The sequence below is a fragment of the Bacteroides sp. AM23-12 genome (assembly GCF_003434395.1).
Lineage (GTDB): Bacteria > Bacteroidota > Bacteroidia > Bacteroidales > Bacteroidaceae > Bacteroides > Bacteroides thetaiotaomicron.
Map to the genome: position 1 here is coordinate 246,228 of NZ_QTLF01000001.1, position 22,469 is coordinate 268,696.

Below are 22,469 nucleotides of genomic sequence, written 5' to 3' on the forward strand. Positions count from 1 at the left end.
GTTTCTTACTTTTTGATGAGTATTTGATTATTTAATATTATCTGTAGGGATCAGAATCGTGAACCGGCTCCACCGCCGCCTCCCATTCCTCCACCGAAGCTGCCTCCGCTAAAGCCTCCGCCACTGCCTCCGAATCCGCCGATGAACGGACCGCCTCCGCCACCCCCTCTGTTGTGATAGTCGCTATCGTAGCTTTGCTGACGACGTATGATTGTATTTCCGCAGTTCTTGCAAGTATAGGTGACATCTTCCGTCTTTACCCCATTGACACGTGATACAAGTCTGCTTCCGGTTCTTTGCAGGGCATGTTTCCCGCATTTGGGGCAACGGCTCTGATTTCTTGCGGCAAAGAACGCTATCCCTACACCGATTACAGCGAACAGGATAACAGCGAAAATGAAATCCATCGATTCATTATTCGATTCAGAAAGCGATTCATTTTCCATTGATCCGTCAAGTCGCTGGCAAGTCGCCCGGATTCCGGCTACCATTCCTTCATTCCAGTTGCCGTCTTTCAGATATGGAATCATGTACTTAGTCTGGATACGTTTGCATATTGCATCGGGAAGTACCCCTTCCAAACCGTATCCGGTGTAAAACTGGATGCAGCGTTGGTCGGTGACTAACAGGATAACGAGTCCGTTATCTTTTCCTTTCTTGCCTACTCCCCATTGATTGAGCAGCTGATGGCAAAAATCAAAACACTCCATATCACCAATCGAAGGAACTATGGCAACTACCGTTTCAATCCCCGTCTGTTGTTCCAGAGCGTGGAGCATAGTGTCTATTGTGTCACAAGCAGCTTGCGAAAGTATCCCTGCCGGATTGCATACATACTGCATTTTATTTTGCAGATGTACTTTTGGCAAGTTGTCTACCGTATATACCTTTTCTTGGGCTTGCAGTGGAATCAGTAGAAAAGTAGCAAGTATAAGCGTCAATATTGATTTCATAACAATCATTTTACATTTGCAAATATAGAAACTTTTTCTGTTATGATTCCAAAACTCCTTGTTATAATAGGTTTAATGAATATACCGCCCGACGAAATCCCGTACTTTGTCGGTGTATTCCTGTTTATTCTCTTTGTACGAGAGGGCATGGGCTGCTCCCGGTACGATCCAGAGTTCTTTGGGTTCCGGCTTTGCTTCATAGAGCGGATAAACCATCCATGTGGGGACATATGTATCTTTGTCTCCATGAATAAACAGCATGGGCAGCTCACATTTCTCTACCTGCTTTAGCGAGGAAGCTTCTTTGAAGTTCCATCCGTATTTTTTCTCGCATAACCAGCTTGTAGTGTACATTAACGGGAAAGCAGGCAGGTGGAAGGAAGATTTGAGTTCGTGCGAAAATTCATCCCATACACTGGTGTAGCCGCAATCCTCTACAAAACATTTCACATAAGGTTGCTGCTTTTCGCCGGATACCATCATTGTGGTGGCACCTCCCATTGAGATACCATGTACTACCATTTGAGTACTGTCTCCAAAGATTTCATTTGCAATGTTCATCCATTGCAAAACATCGATCCTGTCTTTCCATCCCATTTGGATGGCTCGTCCTTCGCTCTCTCCCTGATGTTGCAAGTCGGGAAGCAGGATATTATATCCCAGATCACGATTATACAGATAGCCGATCATGAACATACGGATAGCATTGTCGGTGTATCCATGAACGATTACCGCCGTTTTACTGGTTGGAGCAGGTGCGGTGATGTAAAAAGCGTGTAACTGTATGCCTTGCGGATTGATAATGAATGTATCCTTCAGAGCATTCACTTGTTTCAGGCTATCCACCCACGGACGCAGGAAAGGATAGTTTCTGTACATATAGGGATATGAATCGGCGTCTTTAGACAATATTTTGGCATTCGGCGTCAAGGAGAAGTTCAACATATAAAAACTCCCGCCGATTGTGCAACTGGTAAGTACCAGCATGATAATAATAATGCTGTAGACTGCTCTTTTCTTCATAATAAATCCCCTCAATTAAAATATCACGCCCATATTCTTAACTCTATCAGAAAACGGCTGTCAGCACCTTTATCTTATCGGTGCCATATTTCCCAAGCGGCAAATGCCTGTAAAAGTAGCATTTCCAAACCGTTTTTCGTAACAGCACCTTGTGCTTCTCCCTTTTTCATGAAAAGAGTGACGTTCGGATTATATAACAAATCGTAAAGCAAATGGTTTGGAGTGAGCAGTTCGTAAGGAATGTTGGGGCAGAAATCTACTTTGGGGTACATTCCTACCGGAGTACAGTTGACGATTACGGTGTATTCCTCCATGATTTCCGGAGTCAGTTCTTCGTAAGTCAGCATATCGTCGGTCTTGTGTGTCCGCGATACAAACACGCTTTCGATACCCAGATTCTTGAGTCCGTGATAAACAGCTTTGGAAGCACCTCCGGTGCCGAGGATCAGTGCTTTTTTGTGCTGAGGTTGTAGCAGCGGCTGAATAGATTGTGTAAAACCGATGATGTCGGAATTGTAGCCGACCAGTTTTACTTTTCCTTTCGGTTGGCGGATAATCTTAATGACGTTTACAGCGCCAATTTTAGCTGTATCCCGATCGAGTTCGTTCAGAAAAGGAATCACTTGCTCTTTGTAGGGGATGGTGACATTGAGCCCGCACAAGTTGGGATTCTCTTCAATAACTTCCATAAAATCATTGATATTGGGAATCTCGAAATTCACATATTCCGCATTGATGCCTTCGGACCTAAACTTTTCGTTAAAGTAGCCGATTGAAAACGAATGTCGCAAGGGGTAGCCGATTAAACCGTATTTTTCCATGACACGAAAGGATTAAATTAATTATTCATCATTCTTCATTATTTTGTCGCTGTATAAAGTGTGCAGATACCAAATGTCAACCGTCGGAAATGAACTTCGCCGAATCCGGTTTTCGATATGACTCCTTTCATGACTTCCCCTTGGGGAAATACTTTGATAGTGTCCGGCAGATAATGGTAGGCACTGTTGTCTTTGGAGAGGAGTTTGCCAAGCAATGGGATAACTACTTTCGAGTAGATGGCGAACAGTTGCTTCATGGGGAAGCGATCCGGAGTAGTCAGTTCCAGGATAACCAGATGTCCGCCCGGTTTCAGTACACGACACATTTCGGAGAGGCCTTTGTCCAGGTCTTCAAAATTGCGGATACCGAATGCTACGGTGATAGCGTCAAATCTATTGTCGGCAAAGGAGAGAGAAGTGCAGTCCTCCCGGGCAAAAGAAATTTTGTCCGAGAGTCCTTCCTTCTTTACTTTTTCACGACCCACGTTCATCATGCCTTCCGAAATATCCGTTCCGATCAGTTCGTCAGGATTCAGTTCGCGGCAAGCGAGGATGGCGAAGTCTCCTGTTCCGGTGGCAACATCCATGATGTGCTGTGGGCGGAAGGGACGGAGCCAGGCAATAGCTTTACGGCGCCAGCTGCGGTCTATACCTAAAGATAAGGTATGATTCAGTTTGTCGTAAGCATGCGCAATGTTATCGAACATACGTTCCACCTGCTCGGTTTTCTTACCGTCTTCGTTGTAAGGCTTGATATGTTGTTGTGGGTAATCCATGCTTATTTGCTCAAGAAATTCATAACGTTCTTTTCGATACGTTCAGCGATGTTGCTGGTATCTTCTTTCACAAATTTCTCACCGGTGATATTCTCGAACAATTCGATGTAACGATCGCTGATGCTCTGTACGATAGCCGGAGTCATTTCAGGAACTTTCTGACCATCCTTGCCTTGGAAACCATTTTCCATCAGCCATTCACGAACGAATTCCTTAGAAAGCTGCTTTTGAGGTTCGCCTTTTTCGAAGCGTTCCTGATAGCCGTCAGAGTAGAAGTAACGGCTTGAATCCGGTGTATGAATTTCGTCCATCAGATAGATAGTACCGTTGTGCTTGCCGAATTCGTATTTTGTATCAACGAGGATCAGACCGCGTTCAGCAGCGATTTCAGTTCCACGTTTGAAGAGAGCCAGTGTATATTTCTCCAGAGTCTCATATTCTTCGGGAGTAGCGAGTCCTTGTTTCAGGATTTCTTCCTTAGAGATATCTTCGTCGTGCAGTCCCATTTCCGCTTTCGTTGTCGGGGTGACGATCGGTTCCGGGAATTTCTCGTTTTCGCGCATACCATCCGGCAGTTTCACACCGCAGATTTCGCGTACGCCGCTTTTGTAAGTACGCCATGCGCTACCGCACAGATAGCCGCGTACAATCATTTCTACCGGAAAGCCTTCGCACAAAACTCCGACAGTAACCATCGGGTCCGGCGTAGCCATTTTCCAGTTCGGACAGATGTCAGTAGTGGCATCGAGGAATTTGGCTGCAATCTGATTCAGCATTTGGCCTTTGTAAGGGATACCTTCAGGTAAAACCACATCGAAAGCCGAGATACGGTCGGTTGCTACCATGACGAGTTTTTCGCCGTTGATGTTGTACACATCGCGCACTTTTCCGTGGTACACGCTTTTTTGTCCCGGAAAGTTGAAATCTGTTTTTGTTAATGCTTTCATTGTTTTATTATAATTACAAATTACAAGTTACAAATCACAGAAACGACTAGTTGTTGACCTGTTTCACCGGTCGTTCGCCGTTGATAACCAGTTGTTCATTCTTTCGTTTCTCCCTTTCGGCTTTCGCCTCCTTGTCGAATTTTTCGTAAGCATCTACGATGCGTTCCACTAGTTTATGGCGTACAATATCTTTTTTGTTCAATTCTACAAAGCTGATTCCCTTTACCCCTTTCAGGATGCGGAGTGCTTGCACCAGTCCCGAAGTTTGTGAGGCGGGGAGGTCAATTTGAGTCATATCTCCCGTAACGATCATTTTGGTATTCATACCCATACGGGTGAGGAACATTTTGATTTGTTGTACAGTGGTATTCTGCGCTTCGTCCAGGATTACGACTGCGTCATTCAGTGTACGTCCACGCATAAATGCTAACGGAGCAATCTGAATAATGTTCAATTCCATGTATTCCTTTAACTTGGCAGCGGGGATCATGTCCTGCAGAGCATCATATAATGGTTGCAGATACGGATCGATCTTATCTTTCATATCACCGGGCAGGAAACCGAGTTTTTCTCCGGCTTCTACAGCGGGCCGGCTGAGGATAATCTTTTTGATCTCTTTATTTTTCAGCGCACGGACGGCGAGGGCTATGGCGGTATATGTCTTTCCCGAACCGGCGGGACCGATAGCAAATACCATATCGTTTTTGGCAAAGCCTTCCACCAGCTTCAGCTGGTTCTCGCTTCGTGGGATAATGGGCTTGCCGGTAACGCTGAAAACAATTACGTTTCCGGTCTGTTCCGCTTGCGGAGCATTCCCTTTTATAATGTCGATGATGACTTCCTCTTTCAGCGAATTATATTCGGCACAGTATTTTTCGAGTTTGGTGATATTTTCTTCGAAGGCACACATTTCCTCCTCATCGCCCAGCACTTTGATGACATTGCCGCGGGCAACGATGCGTAGCTTCGGATATAAAGCTTTAATTAACTGTATATTGGCGTTGTTTACGCCGTAAAAAATAACCGGGTCAATATCCTCAAGAACAATCAGTTTCTCTATCATTGAATCGTATTAAAGAAAAATTTCTGCAAATTTAGTGAAACGTTTTGGATTCTTCGGCTGTTTACGGGTGAATTTTATTGCAATTTATACTCATCGTGCAGTGATGTGGAAACATCCCTGTTTTAATTCATATTTTATGTAGCATTTATCGGCTTGGCGCAAGTCTCTCAACACTTCAGACAGAACGAGCTTCAAGGTATCGGCATTGACATCCTGCAGAGGGCGTCCGTCTTCGTCTTCCACCTTTTTGAATCGTTTCCAGCTGACGTCAAAGGTTGCGCCATAGCAATGGGCGGAGTTTGCGGAAGCATTTCCATTCCGACGGCGGAGACGCTTCACGTCACTCTGCGAACGTAGTACGGAAGTGACGATAATCTGATTTGGGTTCAATCCTTTTGCTGTCAGTGAATCAAGAAAATTGGAGCCGATGGTGTCGAGCAATTCGCTGGCGCGGGGGACCAGATAGGGGATGGAATGCGTCAGAGAGTCTACTGTGTAAAATTGGTTGTCGGTGATATGGATAAGCTGTTCTTTCATCTTTTCGGCAGCGTCCCTGTCTTCCGGCGGGCAGATGCCGACGGCTTGGGCCACGGCGAGATGTTTATCATTCAAATCCGGGAAAGAACGTTTGTAACTGACTACACCACGGATGTTGCGGGGTTCGTTCAGTTTGAGAGACATATCTTTCTTTTTGCAGCTGGCAGTAAGAGTGACAAGCCCCGTAATCAATATAAATAAAGGCAGAAGGTGAAGTTTATGGTTATTCATTTTTAATATTTTGCTCGCAAAGATATAAAAAAATGCCTACCTTCAAAATGAAGGCAGGCAATCTCTATGAAATAATTTATTGGTTATTTCTTCTTCTCTTCTTTTTTCTCCTCCGGCTTTCCGGCAGGTTTCTCTTCCGTTTTGCTTTCCGGGTTGATGATACCCTTTACCGTTTCGCCGATAGGCAGTTTATCCAGTACACCGAGACTTGGGGCTACTGTTTTCACCAGTGAACTGAGGAAATTGCTTGTACCTCCGTTTCCTCCGTCGAATACGGTGATATTGCCTAGGTTCATGTGTTCGAAAGCCTTCACTTGTTCTCCGGCAATTTCCTTCCATTGGTCTACCATCTTGTATTGGATGGCGATGGCAGGGTTCGATTCTGCTGCTCTGACCATAGCCTCGAAACCTTCTGCTTCTGCGAGCAATGACCTCTTCTTACCTTCTGCTTCCGCTTCCAGTTTCAGTTGGATAGCTTTGGCTTCCGCTTCCGCTTGTGCCAAAGTCGCTTTTGCACGTGCTTCCGCTTCACGGGTAATCTTTTCGGCGATGGCATTTGCCTGAAGGATAGCCTCCTGTCTTGCGATCTCTGCCGGAACGATCTTTTCAGCTTTCAGTGAAGATTCTACTTTCTTCGCTTTTGCTTCTTCCACTTCTTTTTGGGCGATTTCCCGGGCAGTTTGTACGGCAGCTTCCGATTTTGCAGCGGCTTCACCGGCTTGCTTGTCGGCATTTGCCTGTGTGACGGCTAATTCGGCATTTGATAAGGCCACTTCCTTCTGTGCGTCATTACGTCCGATAGCCGCTTTCTTAGCAGCTTCTGCCTGTTTGATTTCCATGTCGGAGTTCAGTTCGGCGACACGGCTTTCCTTTTCGGTGTTTGCCTGCTCGATGCGGATATTCTTTTCCGCTTCCGCTTTGGCCACTTGCGATTCTTTTTCTGCGTTGGCAAAGGCTACCTGAGAGATTCTCTCCTTATCCGCATTTGCTACAGAGATTTCCTGTTGCTTTTTAGTTTCGGCGATGGCGATATCCTGATCTTTGCGGGTTTCCGCAACCTTTGTTTCACGTTCCTTTATCTGATTGGCAATTTTGATAGCACCCAGCTTTTCCTGTTCTTCGATGTTGGCTTGTGCTTCGTTCAGAGCCTTGCTTTCAGCTTCCTTACCCAGGTTGACGATGTAGTTGGCAGCGTCGCGGATATCACTGATGTTGATGTTCATCAGATACAAACCGAACTTGCGAAGTTCCGTGTCGATGTTGTCTTTTACTTTAGACAAGAATTTATCACGGTCGGAGTTCAGCTCTTCGATAGTCATGTCTGCAATCACCAGACGCATCTGACCGTATACTACATCCGTAATCAGGTTCTGTTTGTCATCCATTGTCAGTCCCAGCATACGTTCGGCAGCATTCTGCATCACTTCCGGGTCTGTGCTGATAGCTACGGTGATGGTAGTGGGTACGTCCACACGGATATTTTGGGCAGATAGGGCGCCTGTCAGTTTACAGTCTATCTGCAATGGTTTCATAGAAAGGAATTCGTAGCCCTGAATGATCGGCCATACGAAAGCGGCCCCACCGTGATATAACTTGGCTGATTTCTTTTCTCCCCCTGTTTTACCGTATACAACGAGGACTTCGTCACTCTTACATTTACGGTAACGCGACAGGATGCCGATAAAAGTAAGCAGAATGACCGCCACTAGTATAGCAGCCATGATTAGCATTTCTTGTGTCATAAAATTGTGTATTTGAATAGTTATTTAATGTATAAAGTTCCGTCTTTGTAGCTGCTGATGATTGTTCTGTCTCCGGTCTGATATGCTTTTCCGGTTTCGGAGATCACGTCCACTTCGCGCATGGCGCCGTCCCGGTTTGTCTGTACGGTATATTTGTTATCACTTTGCTTGAAGTAAATGGTACATTCCCGTCCTACCAATTGATCGGTCTCTTCAGACCGGTTCACTTGCTGCAGTTGATAGGCTTTCTTATAAAGAAACCATACGGCAAAGACAAAGAACAGACCTACCAGAATTCCGATTGCATAACTTGCTATATCGGCATTTCCTACGAGGTACATATACCATCCGAATCCGATCCCGAAGTGGGTGAGACCTTTGAAAGATACTACGCTGCTGATATCAGCATCCACGTCCACATCTGCATCTATGTCTCCGAAGAAAATGGATAATACGAATTGAATAAGAAAAATTCCTGTAGTGACGAGGGCGATGATTAGGAAGATGGTATGACTCATAGTAATTCTGTATTAATATAAATGTATCAGTTATAATACTCCAAATATACAGGTTTATAAGAGATAAACAAAGATAATGTGATAAAAAGTAGATATGTTTCGAAAAGTTTTCATTTTCAGATTGCCTCTGTTCAATTACCTGTGTTATCAATATACAATTACTCTTGTATAATTTTGGGACCAATCCGGACTATTGTAACCGTATACGAGGAAAGGATTATTAGGCTTCATGGCTATTACATGTTTTACGTTATACATTTTATGTAATACAAAGAACACAATAAATAATCAGATATGCAAAGAATCACTCACATAAGATATTCATTTCTTGATCTCCCAAAAGCCATTACGACGTCCGTTTTTGCGTTCTATAATACCTCTTTCACTTAAGTTTACGGTCATGGATTTGACGGTTCTCTCAGATTTTCCTATGTGCTGTGCTATTTCTTTTTGTGTTGCATTTGGTTTTTCTTTGAGGTAGTTAAGTACGGCTATCTCTTCCAAAGTGCAGTCTAAAGTGCAATTTTTGCACTTTGGGATATCCATATCAGTCTGTTTTGCACTTTGAATGGCTTCCTTTTCGATTTCGTCGATCTGTAGATTTCGATTTTTAAGTTCATTTTGTTCGTTGAGAATCAGGTTTCTGAAGAATTTTTCTAAAAATTCGGTCGTGGCATACACACCTTTGGTTAGGTCATTATAGTTAGCTCTGACGAGAGCATTGCGGAAGTACCAAGAATGGTTGGCGAAGGTCTCGTTACTGAAATTGAATCCAAAAGTATGCAGATATTTGATCGTGAATACGGCTGTTGTGCGTGTATTTCCTTCACCAAAGGCGTGTATTTGCCATATTCCAGAAACGAATCGGGCAATATGTCTGATGGCCTCATCTATATTCAGATTTTTATAATCAAAAATCTTTTCTTGAGAGAAATCATATTCCAAGGTTTCGCGGATACTTCCTGCACTGGCATAAAGTACTGTTGCTCCTTTCAGTACCCATTCATTCTTTGTAATATTGTAATCCCGTATTTGTCCGGCATGGCTGAATATGCCTTCAAATAAATGCCGATGAATAGCCAAGTATTCGATAGGTGAGAATGTGAATGTATTCTCCGAAAGGATCTCTGTTATTCTGGCTGAGACCTTATCGGCTTCTTCCGTACGATCTTCGCTAGATGAACGGGCAACCTTTGATTTGTAATAACTATCAACTAATTGTTTGACCTCGTCAATAGTGATATCCCCTTCAATGTGTTGGCGGGCTTTTTCCTTCAAATATTCCGAAGGTTTAAGACCATCAACAGCTTGCAGGCCAATGGCTGTTTGCCAAGCGTATCCTTTCTCCCGCTTATGCGGTTCGCTCTGTCTTATGTATTCCTCGAAGTCGTTCATCTTTTACGTTATACATTTTATGTAATACAAAGAACGCAATAAATAATCAGATATGCAAATCATGTGAACTCCTGCGAATCATAACTTATGCTTCCGGTGAATTGTTGTTCACAAACAAAACAAGCTTTGTAAATATAGCTATCATTTTTGCTTCATTGACATGAAGCTATCACTTTGACAAGTTAAAAAGGCTTCTACGGGTTGGAAGCCTTTCTTATGGGCAATGCAATCTGAAGACATTTCGCGAATTATAACTTATGTTTCCATGTTTTCCTGTCAAAATCACCAAATCGTGAAACTTATTTTTCGTCCCATATGATAAAGGCTTCGCATCCTCGCTCGAATTCATCTCTTTCGGGGGGGCCTATAGCACCAAAATCTTCGGTGATCAAATCTTCTATAGGAGTACACCCATTAATCTTCATTTTTTCATTTGTCATCATCATTTGTTCTCCTTTCATTTTCTTTTTGCACAAAAAATCCCCACCCACTCAGCGCTACTTTCACAAGCTGCCTCTGAGTGGATTGAGGAACACAAACAAAACAAACAATATATTGTGTAATTTCTTACTACGAGTTATGAAGCTTATACTCTTCTGCAGTTTTCTATGCTGCAGGGCAATCAAGTACAAGCAGTGAATCTTCGCACAGTGTAATGGAACACTTTTCCAATATACTGAGGTCGATTTCAACTTTTATCCGACCGCAGACATCTTGCACTTTGTGTTTGAAGTCTACAAAGCCCTTCACAAATTTCTCGATTCGGTTGGCTGAATGCTCGTAAGCATACCAGCGTCCGTTCTCTTCAAACAGATAGGCTTGTCTCATATCTGATGATTCTAGTTGCAGGATGTCTTTTTGTGTCATAATATCTAAGAATTTTAAGTTTTATTTACTGTATTATTTTACTATTTCCACATCTCGTACACAGCGGATAGAAAGATTTGCCATTCTTTCATTGGAGCCTCCGTTAACGCCATCATTGGATAACATTAGATTACCTGATGTACAGAAGAAGCGTGTATAATTATCTTTTTCCGCTCCTGTTTTGTATTTCCATAAAGTACGGGATAGCGTGTTGTCTACGCCTTTAGAGTTATAGATATACATTAGCATCATTTCTCTCTGATTAGGTGCTCTCCAAAGCCCTTTATCTCTTTCGTTGTCCTCCTCGGTATAGTTTTTACACCAGCTACGGTCACCATCATAAGTTCGATACCAAGGAGAATACCTGGAGTCTCTCTCATACCAATAAGAGCGTATTACTTTTTCCCAAGTAGTTATCGTAAAGGGACTTCCTTGGTTTCCGCTACCGCTTTCTGTTTTATTTTTAGCCATCTGGAATGCATAAGCTGGTTTGTTGCCATCTTCGAAGTTGTTATGAATGGCAAGTTCACCTGTTTTAACGCGTGAACGGATATTTTGGTCTGTCAGTCTTGACATTACGAAAATTCGTTTTTTAGTAGCTATTTCGTCATTAGTTGAATATTTATTGTAGACTTTTACTCTAGCCTCATCTTTGTATTCAAAAGCTTGATTGGGATAATTCGTCTTTTTGATATCACTTTCCTGTGTCACATCAATACCCAAATTACGTACACACCGGAAATTCTGTGCACTTCCTGCTCCCCAACCGCTTTTCCAAGGACTTACGGAGGCTCCTTCTTCTGACCAAATACGTTTTTCATCACTTGTTGAATAATGATACTTTCCTCGTTCGCTATATACAAAGTTTATATTCTCAGAATCAAGTAGTGGTGATGGCAAACTTTTTGCTCCCAAATACATACCCATTAACTGTTCGCTGGTAGGTACATACCATTTCACTTCATTAGCAGTAATTATACCATCCCCATTTTCATCACGGTTGCGAGACAGGCAGCGTGCTACTACAACTGCTTCGTTTTGGGTTGTGAATGTATTCATATTTTGATCCCAACTGGTACGAGTGACATGACTATCCCAAGAGTTATTATTTTTTAAATACTGCCAAGTGTTCCATAAACCATTGTAAGACACAGCATCTGTAATGTTTCCCCATATTGTTGCTGCTCCAGTTTCGTTAATATGCTCCATGCCCAGCGCAGTTCCTGATTCTGTGCTATAATAAGTTTGGATGGAACGCTGTGTAAGCATATAACGTGCTTTTGCGTAGCTACTTTCATTATCAGTGCTATACTTAGGTGCGTACACCAACATGATGTAACGATCTGCAGCATTAGCAAAGTGACGCCAATAGGTGGTAGCATCATTTCCCCAATTTTCTCCTTTAGGGGGCTTACTATAATAATACTCGTCTACAAAAACTGTATAAAAATATTGCTTAGTTTTGCTCTTGTCTTTTGCTGTATCATTATTATATCGCTTTATTATATCATCTCCTAAATTAAAGATATCAATAATAGTACCTTTATGTAATGCTAATTTTTTATCTGGATCCTTACCTGTATTTTGCTTGAAATGAATCCAATGATAGTCTTGTGGATTGCTGATATTGCTAGCTGCATCGGCTTGATCTTTGTTTGTCACAGTACCAAATGGGGTTTTAACAACAAATTGCAAAGCATTTTTTCCATTTTCGTCCGCTACGTCATTGTAGCTGAATCCCATAACAAAGCTATTGTAGTGAGCGTCCAAAGTACGGGCTTCTACTTCCGCATCGACTACATCGCCCTCTTCACCAGGACGGTTCTCTTTGTCTTCTTCAACTTCTACAACGATGTTATCCACGTTATTAATTTGGATCTTATAGGTATACTTCGTATTGCGATTACTGGTAAAGTTGGCAGGGTCATCGGTGCCACCTCCTAAGTGAATTATGTATGTCACATTTGCTACGCGGGTTACATCTTTTCCATCTTCCTTATGGGCTATTTCCATACTAGCCTTAATTTCTACGTAGGTGGCGAACGGCTCAGAGAACTTATATGTACCGGTATTGATAACCTTATCTTTGTTATCCGGGTCTTTTATCTTTTCTTCAGCCTCTCGTTTTGCGTACTCCGCTTGTCTTTCTTGAATATTCATATTACTAACATCTGCGGCAATCTTTTCTCCGTTGTACTCTTTAGCAGATTTGACGTTTTCCAACATATAGAAGTCAAAAGTACGATAAACTTTGTCGCTAGTTACTGTTCCGAATGCTTTGGAAATAGAACTTTCTTCTGCAAAATCACCTGAGTTGGTAAATACACTTTTGTCTTGGGGAAATACGGTTGATTTCAATGGCACGTTCTTTACTTGCCAGCTAATAGGAGTAAAGGTTTTAACCTCTGAACCTACTGCTATCTTGAATGTGATATGAGAATCTAAACGATTAAGTTCTATTTTTCCTGCAGAAACGTTTCCTTCTTCATTTATGACGCAATATCCTTCCGCTTTGTTTGGTTGATTGGTAGTTTTGTATGCTCCACTCATGCTTAGAGCTGCCTGTACTCTTTGGATATTGACTTCTGTTAAAGCTGCAGTAATATTGTTTAAGTCGGATATTTTGTCAACATTGTCCAACTGTGATTTTAGGTTTGTACCAGTCAACTCTGTTGTAGTGACATTTGCTACTGCATAGATACGACATTCACCACTGGTAGTTTTCAAAACGATACTTCCTTTATTCTTATTAGTTGTTGTACTGACAATTTCGTCTGTAGAGAAAAACTTGCCTGTCTTTTTTTGTTGGCTGTTTGCATCAAATACTAATACATAAAGGTCATTTACTTGACTTTCTGCATCCTCGTCGAGTGATCGAGTTGAAACTTCGCTCATTCCAGAGATTGACATTCCCAGTTGAACTTCTACTGGAATACCGACTTCTACTTTTGTAGAAGATATAATTTCTTCATCTGTACAGGCATTAAAAATAATACAAGCCAGTGTAATACACAGTAATTTATTGATAACTCTTAATATGTTGTTTTGCTTTTTCATCAGAATATCTCCTTGATATTATTAAAAAGGTGCTACTTCAATCTCTTTTTCATCCCATATAGCCACTTCATAGTCTATACCTACATCAATATCCATTTTCACACTTCTGATATTGAAAACGTACATATAGTTACGTAAGACATCATGAGGATTTCCATTTTGAGCAAATGCTAATGTATAAGTTTTGCTTTCTCCTTTAACCATTGCATCAATTTCTAAATAAGCTTTTTTATCTGTTACACCTATATTTTTATGTTCCGGAAGATATAAATGGTTCTCATAAGCATTCATTTCTGCATCTGTAATGGTACCGGAAGATATAGGTGTTGTGGATTGCTGAACATCAGTCGGAATATATGGTTCACTCAGATCATTAGAGGCACAATAGCCTGATGTATTATAGTTGCATAATCTGATTTCAGTAATTCTGAAATTATCTAAACCTTTGCCTTCATTTACTGTTACGTTAACTTTTGCAACTGCACGCGTTAACGCTAGTTTTGCTACATTTTCTCCTTCTGCAAGTGGTCTTATTTCGCACATTCCTGCCATAGGGATATTTGTACTCCAGTCATCGTTGCTATTAAATTCGAAAACTAATTGATTATATAGTGCTTCGGGAGTTGTATAATTACTGGGCTTATTTGCTGTGATAACCTTTTTGTTTTCACCATTTACTATTACTACAAATTTCACTGCATTATTTGAATCGTAAGTTTCAGTTAATGTACCTTGTATCATCCGTGTATTCTCTCCATCAGTTCCAAATATTGATACGTACTTTACTTCTTCCTTGAACTGGTTATTTTGAAACGCATATATATGTACATCCTTGATTTTGCGTTCGCTTTCTTCTCCTTCTGTTGTGTCTCCATCGCTTTCTCCTGCTCTTGTTACAGAACTGTTGAACGCAAAGTTTAGAACGAGACTTACACGAGCATCTTTTACAGTCTGTTTGCTCTTGCTGCTATCCGGACATTCATCCATAACTCCGTCTGAGACACAAGACGTTGCCATTATGCAGAGGATAGCCAGCAAATAATATGTCAATTTAGAGTATTTCATTTTTTTTGTATTAAAGTTCAATATCATTAATTTGGATGATCCAGTCATTTACATCAATTACTGTTTTGATGAGTGCAAGTTTTTCGTCTACAAAAATCTTTATGGTATATTCGTCTTCACGGTCCAAGTATTCTTGGAGAGAATAGTTTCGATCTTTATATTTTTCCGCATCTACTTCTTCGAAGTATTTTATCAGGTCATCACTGTGGAATAATACTTCTTGTGTTTGAGAGTTCTTGATCGTTAATTCAGGAGTTTGTCCCTTCACAAGTCTTGCTACACTTACATCACTGGTGATGCCGTTATATTCTTTGGCAGGTTCGTTTTCTGCACTAAAAGCTCTTGTTGTTACAACTTCAGCTTTGGTATTATAGGGCTTGTAAGTCAATAAATTGTCTTCAAGCAATGAGTTGTCATAGTTCATGTAACCATTATCGTCATAGATTGCACATTCAAATGTGTTTTCGGTAAGTACTTTTGTTATCGGTCCGTTTGACTGATTAACCTGTGCTACAATAACGTGTATGGTGTTGGTATTCTTCACTAAGGACACTTCAGTGGTTTGTATTCTTCCACTACGAGTAGTAGTTCCTTTTTTTACTTCACCGTGCCAAAGTGAATACAGACTACTATCTACTATATATTTTCCTTTTTCTTCTTCAGAGGTGCTTCTTGTAGCTTGTTTGCGCAGTGTCTTTACGTTTAATTCTTCAATTTTTGATTGATCTGGATATAGTAAGGGTACTGCGAATGATTCGTCATTCAATCCAGCCCAAACGATCAGCCGACATTGAGATGGGTCTATACCTGCTATATTCATAGCGTAGTCTATATCTCCCAATTGTTCACCTTGATCCGTGTTCTGATAGACGAGATTATTGTTTTCATCAAAAGCATAAAGGGTGACACTCCTTACTTGTTCTGCGAATACATCCTTTTCTTCCATATTGTAGTCATACTTGAACTTAACACAATATTCGATGTCGCAATCTTCGTTGTAATTCAAGATAGAATCACATGATGTGATTGCACCAGCCAATATTGCAATTGACAATATCTTGTTTGCTCTTTTTTGTATGGTGGTTAGTATTCGTTTCATTGTCTTTTTTTTTATGCTTTTCGAGAAGCGTATGTTTTGTTTGAATGCGATGCTCTGTATATAAAATCGAGTGTGAAAAGTATCGGGAGAGGAGAAAACCTCTCCCGATATATAATTTAGAGATTAGAGGTCGTAACCGTTAACTTGGATAGTCCAAGGTTTAACTGTAGTTTCAATAGTCAACATTGTTGCGTCTGGAGTTGGTTCTGGTGCCGGAGTCGGCAGACCAATCTTAGTAATCTTGTTAACTGTCAGTTGATACCAGTTATTACGTAAAACAGAAGTAGATTCTGTAGGTGCGTAAGTCTTAATATCAGCTTCGTAGTAGCAAATACCGCCTAGATACTTCATAATACCATATTTAGCAAGGTCTGCAGGGTTAGATGAATCAAGTGCTGTAATAGCTGCATTATCGTAATATGTAGTCAACGCATCCCATGTAGTGAAGAGACGATATGTTGTTACACCATCAAATGTAATAGCTCTGATGAAGAAGTCCTCGTTTATAGGTGTTTCATCTAAACAAACTTGACCTTTATAGTGAACTCTAGTTGGGTTGGCGATAGTATTATTTTCTAAACAGTAAGTGACTCCTTCAGTAATCCATCTATAAGTAGCATCAGTAGCTGTTCCTGTTGCAGGTATATATTGTTGTAACCAACTTGATGCACTTGTTTTACCACCGAATATATAAGAATCGCTTGATAAGTTAGAGAAAGAGAATCCCTCAAGCTTAACAGATACTGCCTTGCCGGTTGTATTATAAATTTTATCTCCGTTTTCAATGGTAAATGCTTCTGATAAATTTGTCAATTCATCCAATTTGGCTGCTACACGGTCTACGGTAATGGGAGCTACGTTGGTTGTACTACCGGCTTCGATATCTATAGGCTCTGCTGTAGAACCACTCATTAAAAATGCGTTCTCTTTAGCTACAGTTTCTGCGATGTATGCTAAACCTTTATCAGGTAGTGATTGTGCTCCTACGGTTAATTCTGTAAGATCGGCTGTCGCTGCAAGAGCATTAGCCTTGTCTGCGTCATAATTGATAATTGCGTAAACATTTACACCATTAGCAGCTTCCACACTGAAAGCTTCAGTCTTATATGTTTTGTTACTACCTTCTACCAATGTTAAGTTTTTATAGACTTTGTTTTTGGTGCTGTTCGGGTACACAATAATTGCTGTAACTGTAGAAGATTCCCTTTCGAAATCTGCTCCTTCATCTGGCTCACCAGATACAGCTCTAGTTCCTTGATCAGCGAATTTGAGGTTAATTTGCATACTTGCTTCTTCACCTGTTGTTTGAATGCCGTTTTCAACGATCTCGTCATTGTTGCTACAAGCTGTCATGGCTGCTACTGCCAAACCTGCTAATAATAAATTCTTTACTTTCATTTTTGTTTTGATTTTAATGTGTGATGCTATAATTCTTTTTTTGGGGTTGCACACTATATATAATGTATACTGTGCTAATTGTTTTTTTTTCTTCTTTTGAGGAGAGTCATCTAAAGGATGAGGGTCGTTTGTTTTGTTAAAACATCATTTTCTTTTTAATAGGAAGCCCTTATATTATATAAGGAAAAAGAAGTAACTTCCGAGAGGAATGATTTTGTTTGTTTCTAATAGGCAATGTTTCTTTAATTGTTTATATACTGATTTTATTGTTTTGTTCTTTTGTTTGTTTCGCAAGAAACTTTTGTTCCTTATCGACATTGCAAAGGTATGGGAGAAATGCGAAATCGTTAATTGGTGTTTTTTTCAATTTTGAAGGTGAATTTTTCAATCTTTTAAATGGTCTTTTGAAATGGGTGAATTGATCGTTTTTTGAATGATTTTTTGGTTAAATGAATGTTTTGCCGCCTATGTTTTCTATTTACCGCTGTTGTTGTTTTATTATTTTCTTCAACTATTTTAGATATAGCGAATAGAATTTGCAGCTAATGTATGGGGAGTTAGTGAAATTGTGTTTCGTTCATTCCGTTTTGAATGATTTACTACTGCTTTGCATCACATTGAGAATTACAGTACCGATTAGGGTTCAGATTGTTCAGCTTTATCATGAACCTCCTTGTTCATCGATATTCCGGCTGAAAGTACTATCCTAAAAACTGGAAATATCGCTTTCAGTGCTTTCAGCCGTGTTACCAAATTCAATCATCGTCTTACCACCAAATATACATTCCCATATTCCGTATGCTTCCGTTCTACCCCCATTTTTATCAATACTTGCGCAAAATGGTTCGGATTGAAACCTCGTAGAGCAGCAGCATTCCGTTTCTTCAGTTCTTTATAAATATCGGCGGCAGAAAGTCGCAGATATTTCTCTTCCGCTGAGGCTGAGGTGCGGAAACAACTGAGAAATACCTCTTCGGCAGGGCAAGTACGGTAAAAGGGTGCATTATTCTGTTGTATTTCACGTTCCGTTTCTTTGTCGAACCAATACGGACACCCGTCGGCAAGCTCCGCTTTCAGTTGGGCGAAGATCTGTTCATGCTCGATTCCCTCACAATTTATCGGCTTTTCTACTTCTACACAGAAGAAACGGCGGCTGCCTGTCGGGTCACTCATCAGATCGGAGCGGTTGGAAGTTCCGATGAAAGAAGCGATGCGCGGCAAGTCCCGGAAGTTACGCTGATACGCTTTGCAGACGTGGAGACTCGACATTTGCATTAAATTCTTCAGAAGCGGCATTTTACTCTCTGCATATTTGTCGAATTCATCCAGATTGATCAGCCCCATTTCTGACAGAAGACGTTCTGCCTGTCCTTCTGATGTCAGTTTGAGATTATCCATATAGTAACGTTGCAGTACTTTGGGCATCAGCGATTTGCAGAAAGTCGATTTCATCCGTCCCTGTTCGGCACTGATCAGGATGGGAGCCAGGCTGTTGGCATGGACACCCGTCTTTCCTTCCCATTGGGCAGCCAGTCCCAGCATCCATGTGTGGAATCCTTTTACCCATAGAGGTAGTGCAGATACACGTCGGGCAAGCGGAGTCAACCGGTCGATGCCGTCCCAGGGAGGAAGTTCGTCCATATAAAGCCGGAAAGGATGATACTCTCCGATTTGTGTGGAATAAATATATCGGCTCACATCTTTATCCCAGCAGGAAATGCCCTCTGCATGAGCCTCCATGCAGAGGGTGTTCAGTTCACGTTTTCCGATGGGACGAAATTCGGTCTTTGCTCCGCTTAATGGGCGAAATTCTGTTTCTTCCGTCAGGCGGTTGTAGCGGAAGTCATAGTGAGTTTGCAGAAAGGTGTTGACCCGTTCCGTCAGGCAGGCGGAGTTGTTGGGGGACTGCTGCTTCGGTTCGGGCGTTGCGGGAACGGGAGGTGTGTCAATCTGTGATACGCTCTCTTTTTTCCATGCCTTTATCAGCATGGCGATCATTTGGGTTACTTTTTCCATCATATTTGTTCTTTTTTTTAAGTTTCGTGCATCAAAGTTACAATGCCGGGATAGCGATTTGCAAGTGTTTTCGATAGATTCCTTTAAATACTTCCGTTTATGAAATAACGTAGGAATCATTAGGTTTTCCTGCCTTTCTGTTGTATCTTTGAAGGCGCAAACATCAGAGGCTAATGCAGATTAGCTGATCAGCTATCCTTCATTAGTCAATCGGCTAATCTCCATTAGCCGGGCAGCCATAGCACATTAGCCGATGAAAATGAAGCTTCTTTCATCGGAAGTTTCCGTAGGAATAACAGATTAGAAGTACTTATTTAATAAAAGAGGAAGCTATGGCTATATTATTTGACTGGTATGAGAACCCGGTATCACCGGATCAACCGAAGAAAAAAAGATTCCATCCCCGCATTGCTTACAATGGTCAGGTAGATACGGACGAAATGAGGAGTAAGATTCAATCCCGTTGTACGCTGAATGAAGTCGATGTGACTGCTGTACTGGATGCTCTTTCGCAGGTGATGGGAGAGGAGTTGGGAGAAGGACGGCAGGTGCATTTGGACGGCATCGGCTATTTTTACCCCACGCTGACTGCTACGGAAGAGATAGCCGCCGACACTCCACGACGGAATATGAAAATCAAACTGAAGGCTATCCGCTTTCGTTCGGATCAGAAATTGAAAAACTCTATCGGATTAATTAAGGTAAAGCAACTGAAGAAGAATTTTCATTCGTCCAAACTTTCGGAAGTAGAGATTGATATGTTGCTGAAGGAGTATTTCAGTACGCATCAGATGATGCAGCGCAGAGATTTCCAATCTTTGTGTGGCATGGTACGTTCTACGGCTATGATTCATATCCGGAGAATTTGCCAGGAAGGAAAGTTGCAGAATCTCGGATTGCGTAATCAGCCGATCTATGTTCCTGTTCCCGGATTCTACGGGACATCCAGAGATCAGCCGACGCTCCGGTAAATTCCCGGCTGAAAGGACTGAAGGCTGAAAGGGTGCTTTTTCGGGGGCGGCTTTCAGCCGCTTTCGCCTGCTGGCAGGCGGTTGTGGCGGATGGCTGAAAGGGCTGAAACGCTTGAAAATAAAAAAACATTCCATGAATATTTATGGGGCTTTTTTTATTTTTGATGAAGGCAATATCGTGATGTTGTTTAATGGCTTTCAGAAAAAGACACAAAAAACGCCCGAAAGTGAGATTGAAAAGGCAGTAAAACTTAAAAATGAATATTATGCAAGTAAACCCTGACGTTGGAAGTATGGATGCTGTATTAGACAAATTGTACGGCAAGGTAGGTACCAACAAGTCCTATATATCTAGAATTGAGAAAGGAGCGCTTGAGCCGGGAGTCGGACTTTTCTTTCGTATCATTGATGCATTGGGCTTAAAAGTGGAGATTGTTAAGCCGATGATATGATGATTATGATATAAAAAAAACGCACTGCCTTCTCAGGTGGTGCGTTTGTGTTTTGGGGTAAAATTGTTTGTTGTTATTCTTTGGGGTAATTTCTTATGCTTTTTAGTTGTTTCATATTGGTGTCAGCCTGAGTGGTGAGTCCACCGGCTTTTGCTGCATTGAAATATTTCTCTGCCGCATCGTAGTCGCCTTCCAGCAGTGCGATGACTCCCAGGTTATTCAGCGTTTCGGGAGCTTTCTGATCAGCTTTGGCAAGATGCTTCTTCGCTGTTGTCAGGTCTCCGCCTTTCTGTATTTCCATGGCTCCTGCATTCAGATTGGCAATAGGGTCATCCGGGAACATGGTGGCTGCTACCTGGAACGAACGGTTGAACTCTTCGCTTCCCGGCTGACAGCTTTTCGCAATCCGATAGATTTCTTGTAGGCTCAACAGTTGCGGACGTGTCTTGATAATCTCTTTGGTTTCTTCCAGATTGAACCCGCGTACGGTATAGTTGACGGTATAGTCTGAATGACGCAAAGCCGGATAACATTCTTCCAATATATATTTATAAGTTTGAGGACCTGCCAATTGAGCGATCTGGCGTTCTTTCTTGTCTATGTCCAGTGTCGAGTCATCCATCAGTTTCAGTATCTCGTCCTTCTTCTCCAATGAAGAAGCTGCGATAAACTTGCGGAATCCTTCCCAATCTTCAGAAGTATACTCTGAAGTGATCAGTTTATTGTCGAACTTGTAATAACTGGTCACATAATCTACCAATGCCTGTGTACGACCTTTTGCCAGTCGGGTATTGTTGGCATATCCACCTTCCGGTGATGCGTAACCGTGAATTTTTATACTGCTGAGCGTTGTCTTGTCATCATTACGTACACTGTCAATGGTAGCACGTATCTTGGCCAGCTCTACTGTGTTGCGACGATACTCCGGTCGGATGATAATTTGGTTCACCGGGAAGTCGAGGAAAGCGCTTCCTTCTATGGCACGGTGCTTGACGGCTTCTGCCTGTGGAGTGATATAGGATATAGCGGGCTGTAGCTGCACGGGTAAAATGTTCAATCGGGTGATTAATTCACCGCTGGTCTCCTCTTTCAGGTCGCAGCAGCCGCATACATCAATATTTAGTTTCATTTCCGCATCACGCATCCAGGCTTCGAACTGGAATTGCTGGTGGTAGTTGATAATCTGTTCTTTATTATGCTTGCGACGGATAACACTGTAAGTATTTTCCGAAGGAGCGATGTTATTGCGTTGGTTTACTACTTCACGTTTGCGACCGTAAACTACGATGGAAGGTAGTATCTTGGTGCGGCCATTTGATTCGAGGAACGGAGTGAGGGTGGCGACATGATTGGAGGAGAGCTTCAGATTCTCCTGCATCACGATATCCATATCGATGCTCAGCACATTGTTATCTTCATTGCGTGTGATAGATTCTTTCTCTATGCGCACCTGATCTCTATAAAGTGTCTGCGCTTTCCCGCCCAATACAGGCAGCAGGCAAAAGAGTATGCATAATATCTTTTTCATATTTGTTTTG

General features: G+C 41.7%; 20 protein-coding genes and 1 pseudogene. 3 read left to right on the forward strand and 18 right to left on the reverse strand.

Annotated elements, in window-relative coordinates; translation table 11 throughout:
* Positions 1-50: 50 nt before the first annotated feature.
* From DW640_RS00780 to DW640_RS00855, 17 genes are all read right to left on the reverse strand, one after another.
* The gene (locus DW640_RS00780; RefSeq protein WP_008764420.1) at positions 51-953 is read right to left on the reverse strand and encodes a YgcG family protein; all 903 of its coding nucleotides are present in this window, start codon (positions 951-953) and stop codon (positions 51-53) included.
* A 72-nt stretch (positions 954-1,025) separates the two neighbouring features.
* Positions 1,026-1,976, reverse strand: coding sequence for an alpha/beta hydrolase (locus DW640_RS00785; protein WP_008764421.1), 951 nt, complete (start codon positions 1,974-1,976; stop codon positions 1,026-1,028).
* A 74-nt stretch (positions 1,977-2,050) separates the two neighbouring features.
* Complete coding sequence (locus DW640_RS00790; RefSeq protein WP_008759889.1) at positions 2,051-2,797, reverse strand: shikimate dehydrogenase; 747 nt, start codon at positions 2,795-2,797, stop codon at positions 2,051-2,053.
* A gap of 38 nt (positions 2,798-2,835) precedes the next feature.
* Positions 2,836-3,573, reverse strand: coding sequence for a bifunctional demethylmenaquinone methyltransferase/2-methoxy-6-polyprenyl-1,4-benzoquinol methylase UbiE (gene ubiE, locus DW640_RS00795; protein WP_008764422.1), 738 nt, complete (start codon positions 3,571-3,573; stop codon positions 2,836-2,838).
* 2 nt (positions 3,574-3,575) lie between these two features.
* Positions 3,576-4,520: a phosphoribosylaminoimidazolesuccinocarboxamide synthase gene (locus DW640_RS00800; RefSeq protein WP_008759891.1), complete on the reverse strand. Its 945-nt coding sequence runs from the start codon at positions 4,518-4,520 to the stop codon at positions 3,576-3,578.
* Positions 4,521-4,566: 46 nt separating this feature from the next.
* Entirely contained in the window at positions 4,567-5,583 is a 1,017-nt protein-coding gene (locus DW640_RS00805) for a PhoH family protein (protein WP_008764423.1), read from the reverse strand.
* Positions 5,584-5,673: 90 nt separating this feature from the next.
* A complete protein-coding gene (locus DW640_RS00810) occupies positions 5,674-6,351 on the reverse strand; it encodes a DUF5715 family protein (RefSeq protein WP_074856365.1) in 678 nt (225 codons plus the stop codon).
* An 83-nt stretch (positions 6,352-6,434) separates the two neighbouring features.
* Positions 6,435-8,093, reverse strand: coding sequence for a flotillin family protein (locus DW640_RS00815; RefSeq protein WP_008764424.1), 1,659 nt, complete (start codon positions 8,091-8,093; stop codon positions 6,435-6,437).
* Between the two features lie 20 nt (positions 8,094-8,113).
* The gene (locus DW640_RS00820) at positions 8,114-8,611 is read right to left on the reverse strand and encodes a hypothetical protein (RefSeq protein WP_008764425.1); all 498 of its coding nucleotides are present in this window, start codon (positions 8,609-8,611) and stop codon (positions 8,114-8,116) included.
* 321 nt (positions 8,612-8,932) lie between these two features.
* Positions 8,933-10,006, reverse strand: a complete 1,074-nt coding sequence (locus DW640_RS00825; RefSeq protein WP_008759897.1) for a Fic family protein — start codon at positions 10,004-10,006, stop codon at positions 8,933-8,935.
* A 299-nt stretch (positions 10,007-10,305) separates the two neighbouring features.
* On the reverse strand, positions 10,306-10,467 hold the full coding sequence (locus DW640_RS23625) for a hypothetical protein (RefSeq protein ID WP_170848613.1): 162 nt from the start codon (positions 10,465-10,467) through the stop codon (positions 10,306-10,308).
* A 145-nt stretch (positions 10,468-10,612) separates the two neighbouring features.
* Entirely contained in the window at positions 10,613-10,873 is a 261-nt protein-coding gene (locus DW640_RS23630; protein WP_016268497.1) for a hypothetical protein, read from the reverse strand.
* Between the two features lie 33 nt (positions 10,874-10,906).
* The gene (locus DW640_RS00835) at positions 10,907-13,930 is read right to left on the reverse strand and encodes a fimbrial protein (RefSeq protein WP_016268496.1); all 3,024 of its coding nucleotides are present in this window, start codon (positions 13,928-13,930) and stop codon (positions 10,907-10,909) included.
* Between the two features lie 21 nt (positions 13,931-13,951).
* Entirely contained in the window at positions 13,952-14,995 is a 1,044-nt protein-coding gene (locus DW640_RS00840; RefSeq protein ID WP_032813940.1) for a FimB/Mfa2 family fimbrial subunit, read from the reverse strand.
* Between the two features lie 10 nt (positions 14,996-15,005).
* Entirely contained in the window at positions 15,006-16,094 is a 1,089-nt protein-coding gene (locus tag DW640_RS00845; protein WP_016268494.1) for a FimB/Mfa2 family fimbrial subunit, read from the reverse strand.
* 123 nt (positions 16,095-16,217) lie between these two features.
* On the reverse strand, positions 16,218-17,492 hold the full coding sequence (locus DW640_RS00850; RefSeq protein WP_117576877.1) for an Mfa1 family fimbria major subunit: 1,275 nt from the start codon (positions 17,490-17,492) through the stop codon (positions 16,218-16,220).
* Between the two features lie 759 nt (positions 17,493-18,251).
* Positions 18,252-19,511, reverse strand: coding sequence for a DUF3874 domain-containing protein (locus DW640_RS00855; protein WP_011109169.1), 1,260 nt, complete (start codon positions 19,509-19,511; stop codon positions 18,252-18,254).
* Positions 19,512-19,840: 329 nt separating this feature from the next.
* On the opposite strand from DW640_RS00855, the gene DW640_RS00860 reads away from it, so the two are divergent.
* The 3 genes and pseudogenes from DW640_RS00860 (at position 19,841) to DW640_RS00870 (ending at position 20,931) form a co-directional block, all read left to right on the forward strand.
* Positions 19,841-20,479 carry an HU family DNA-binding protein gene (locus DW640_RS00860; protein WP_008759907.1) on the forward strand — a complete coding sequence of 213 codons (639 nt, stop codon included), beginning with the start codon at positions 19,841-19,843 and terminating at the stop codon, positions 20,477-20,479.
* Positions 20,480-20,579: 100 nt separating this feature from the next.
* Positions 20,580-20,762, forward strand: a pseudogene (locus tag DW640_RS00865) (type II toxin-antitoxin system RelE/ParE family toxin); the annotation flags it as partial.
* On the forward strand, positions 20,746-20,931 hold the full coding sequence (locus DW640_RS00870; protein WP_008764435.1) for a helix-turn-helix domain-containing protein: 186 nt from the start codon (positions 20,746-20,748) through the stop codon (positions 20,929-20,931). The pseudogene DW640_RS00865 and the gene DW640_RS00870, both read left to right, overlap by 17 nt.
* 73 nt (positions 20,932-21,004) lie before the next feature.
* Here the strand turns inward: DW640_RS00870 and DW640_RS00875 are convergent, their stop codons facing one another.
* Complete coding sequence (locus DW640_RS00875) at positions 21,005-22,459, reverse strand: DUF3868 domain-containing protein (protein WP_090613663.1); 1,455 nt, start codon at positions 22,457-22,459, stop codon at positions 21,005-21,007.
* Between the last annotated feature and the right edge of the window lie 10 nt (positions 22,460-22,469).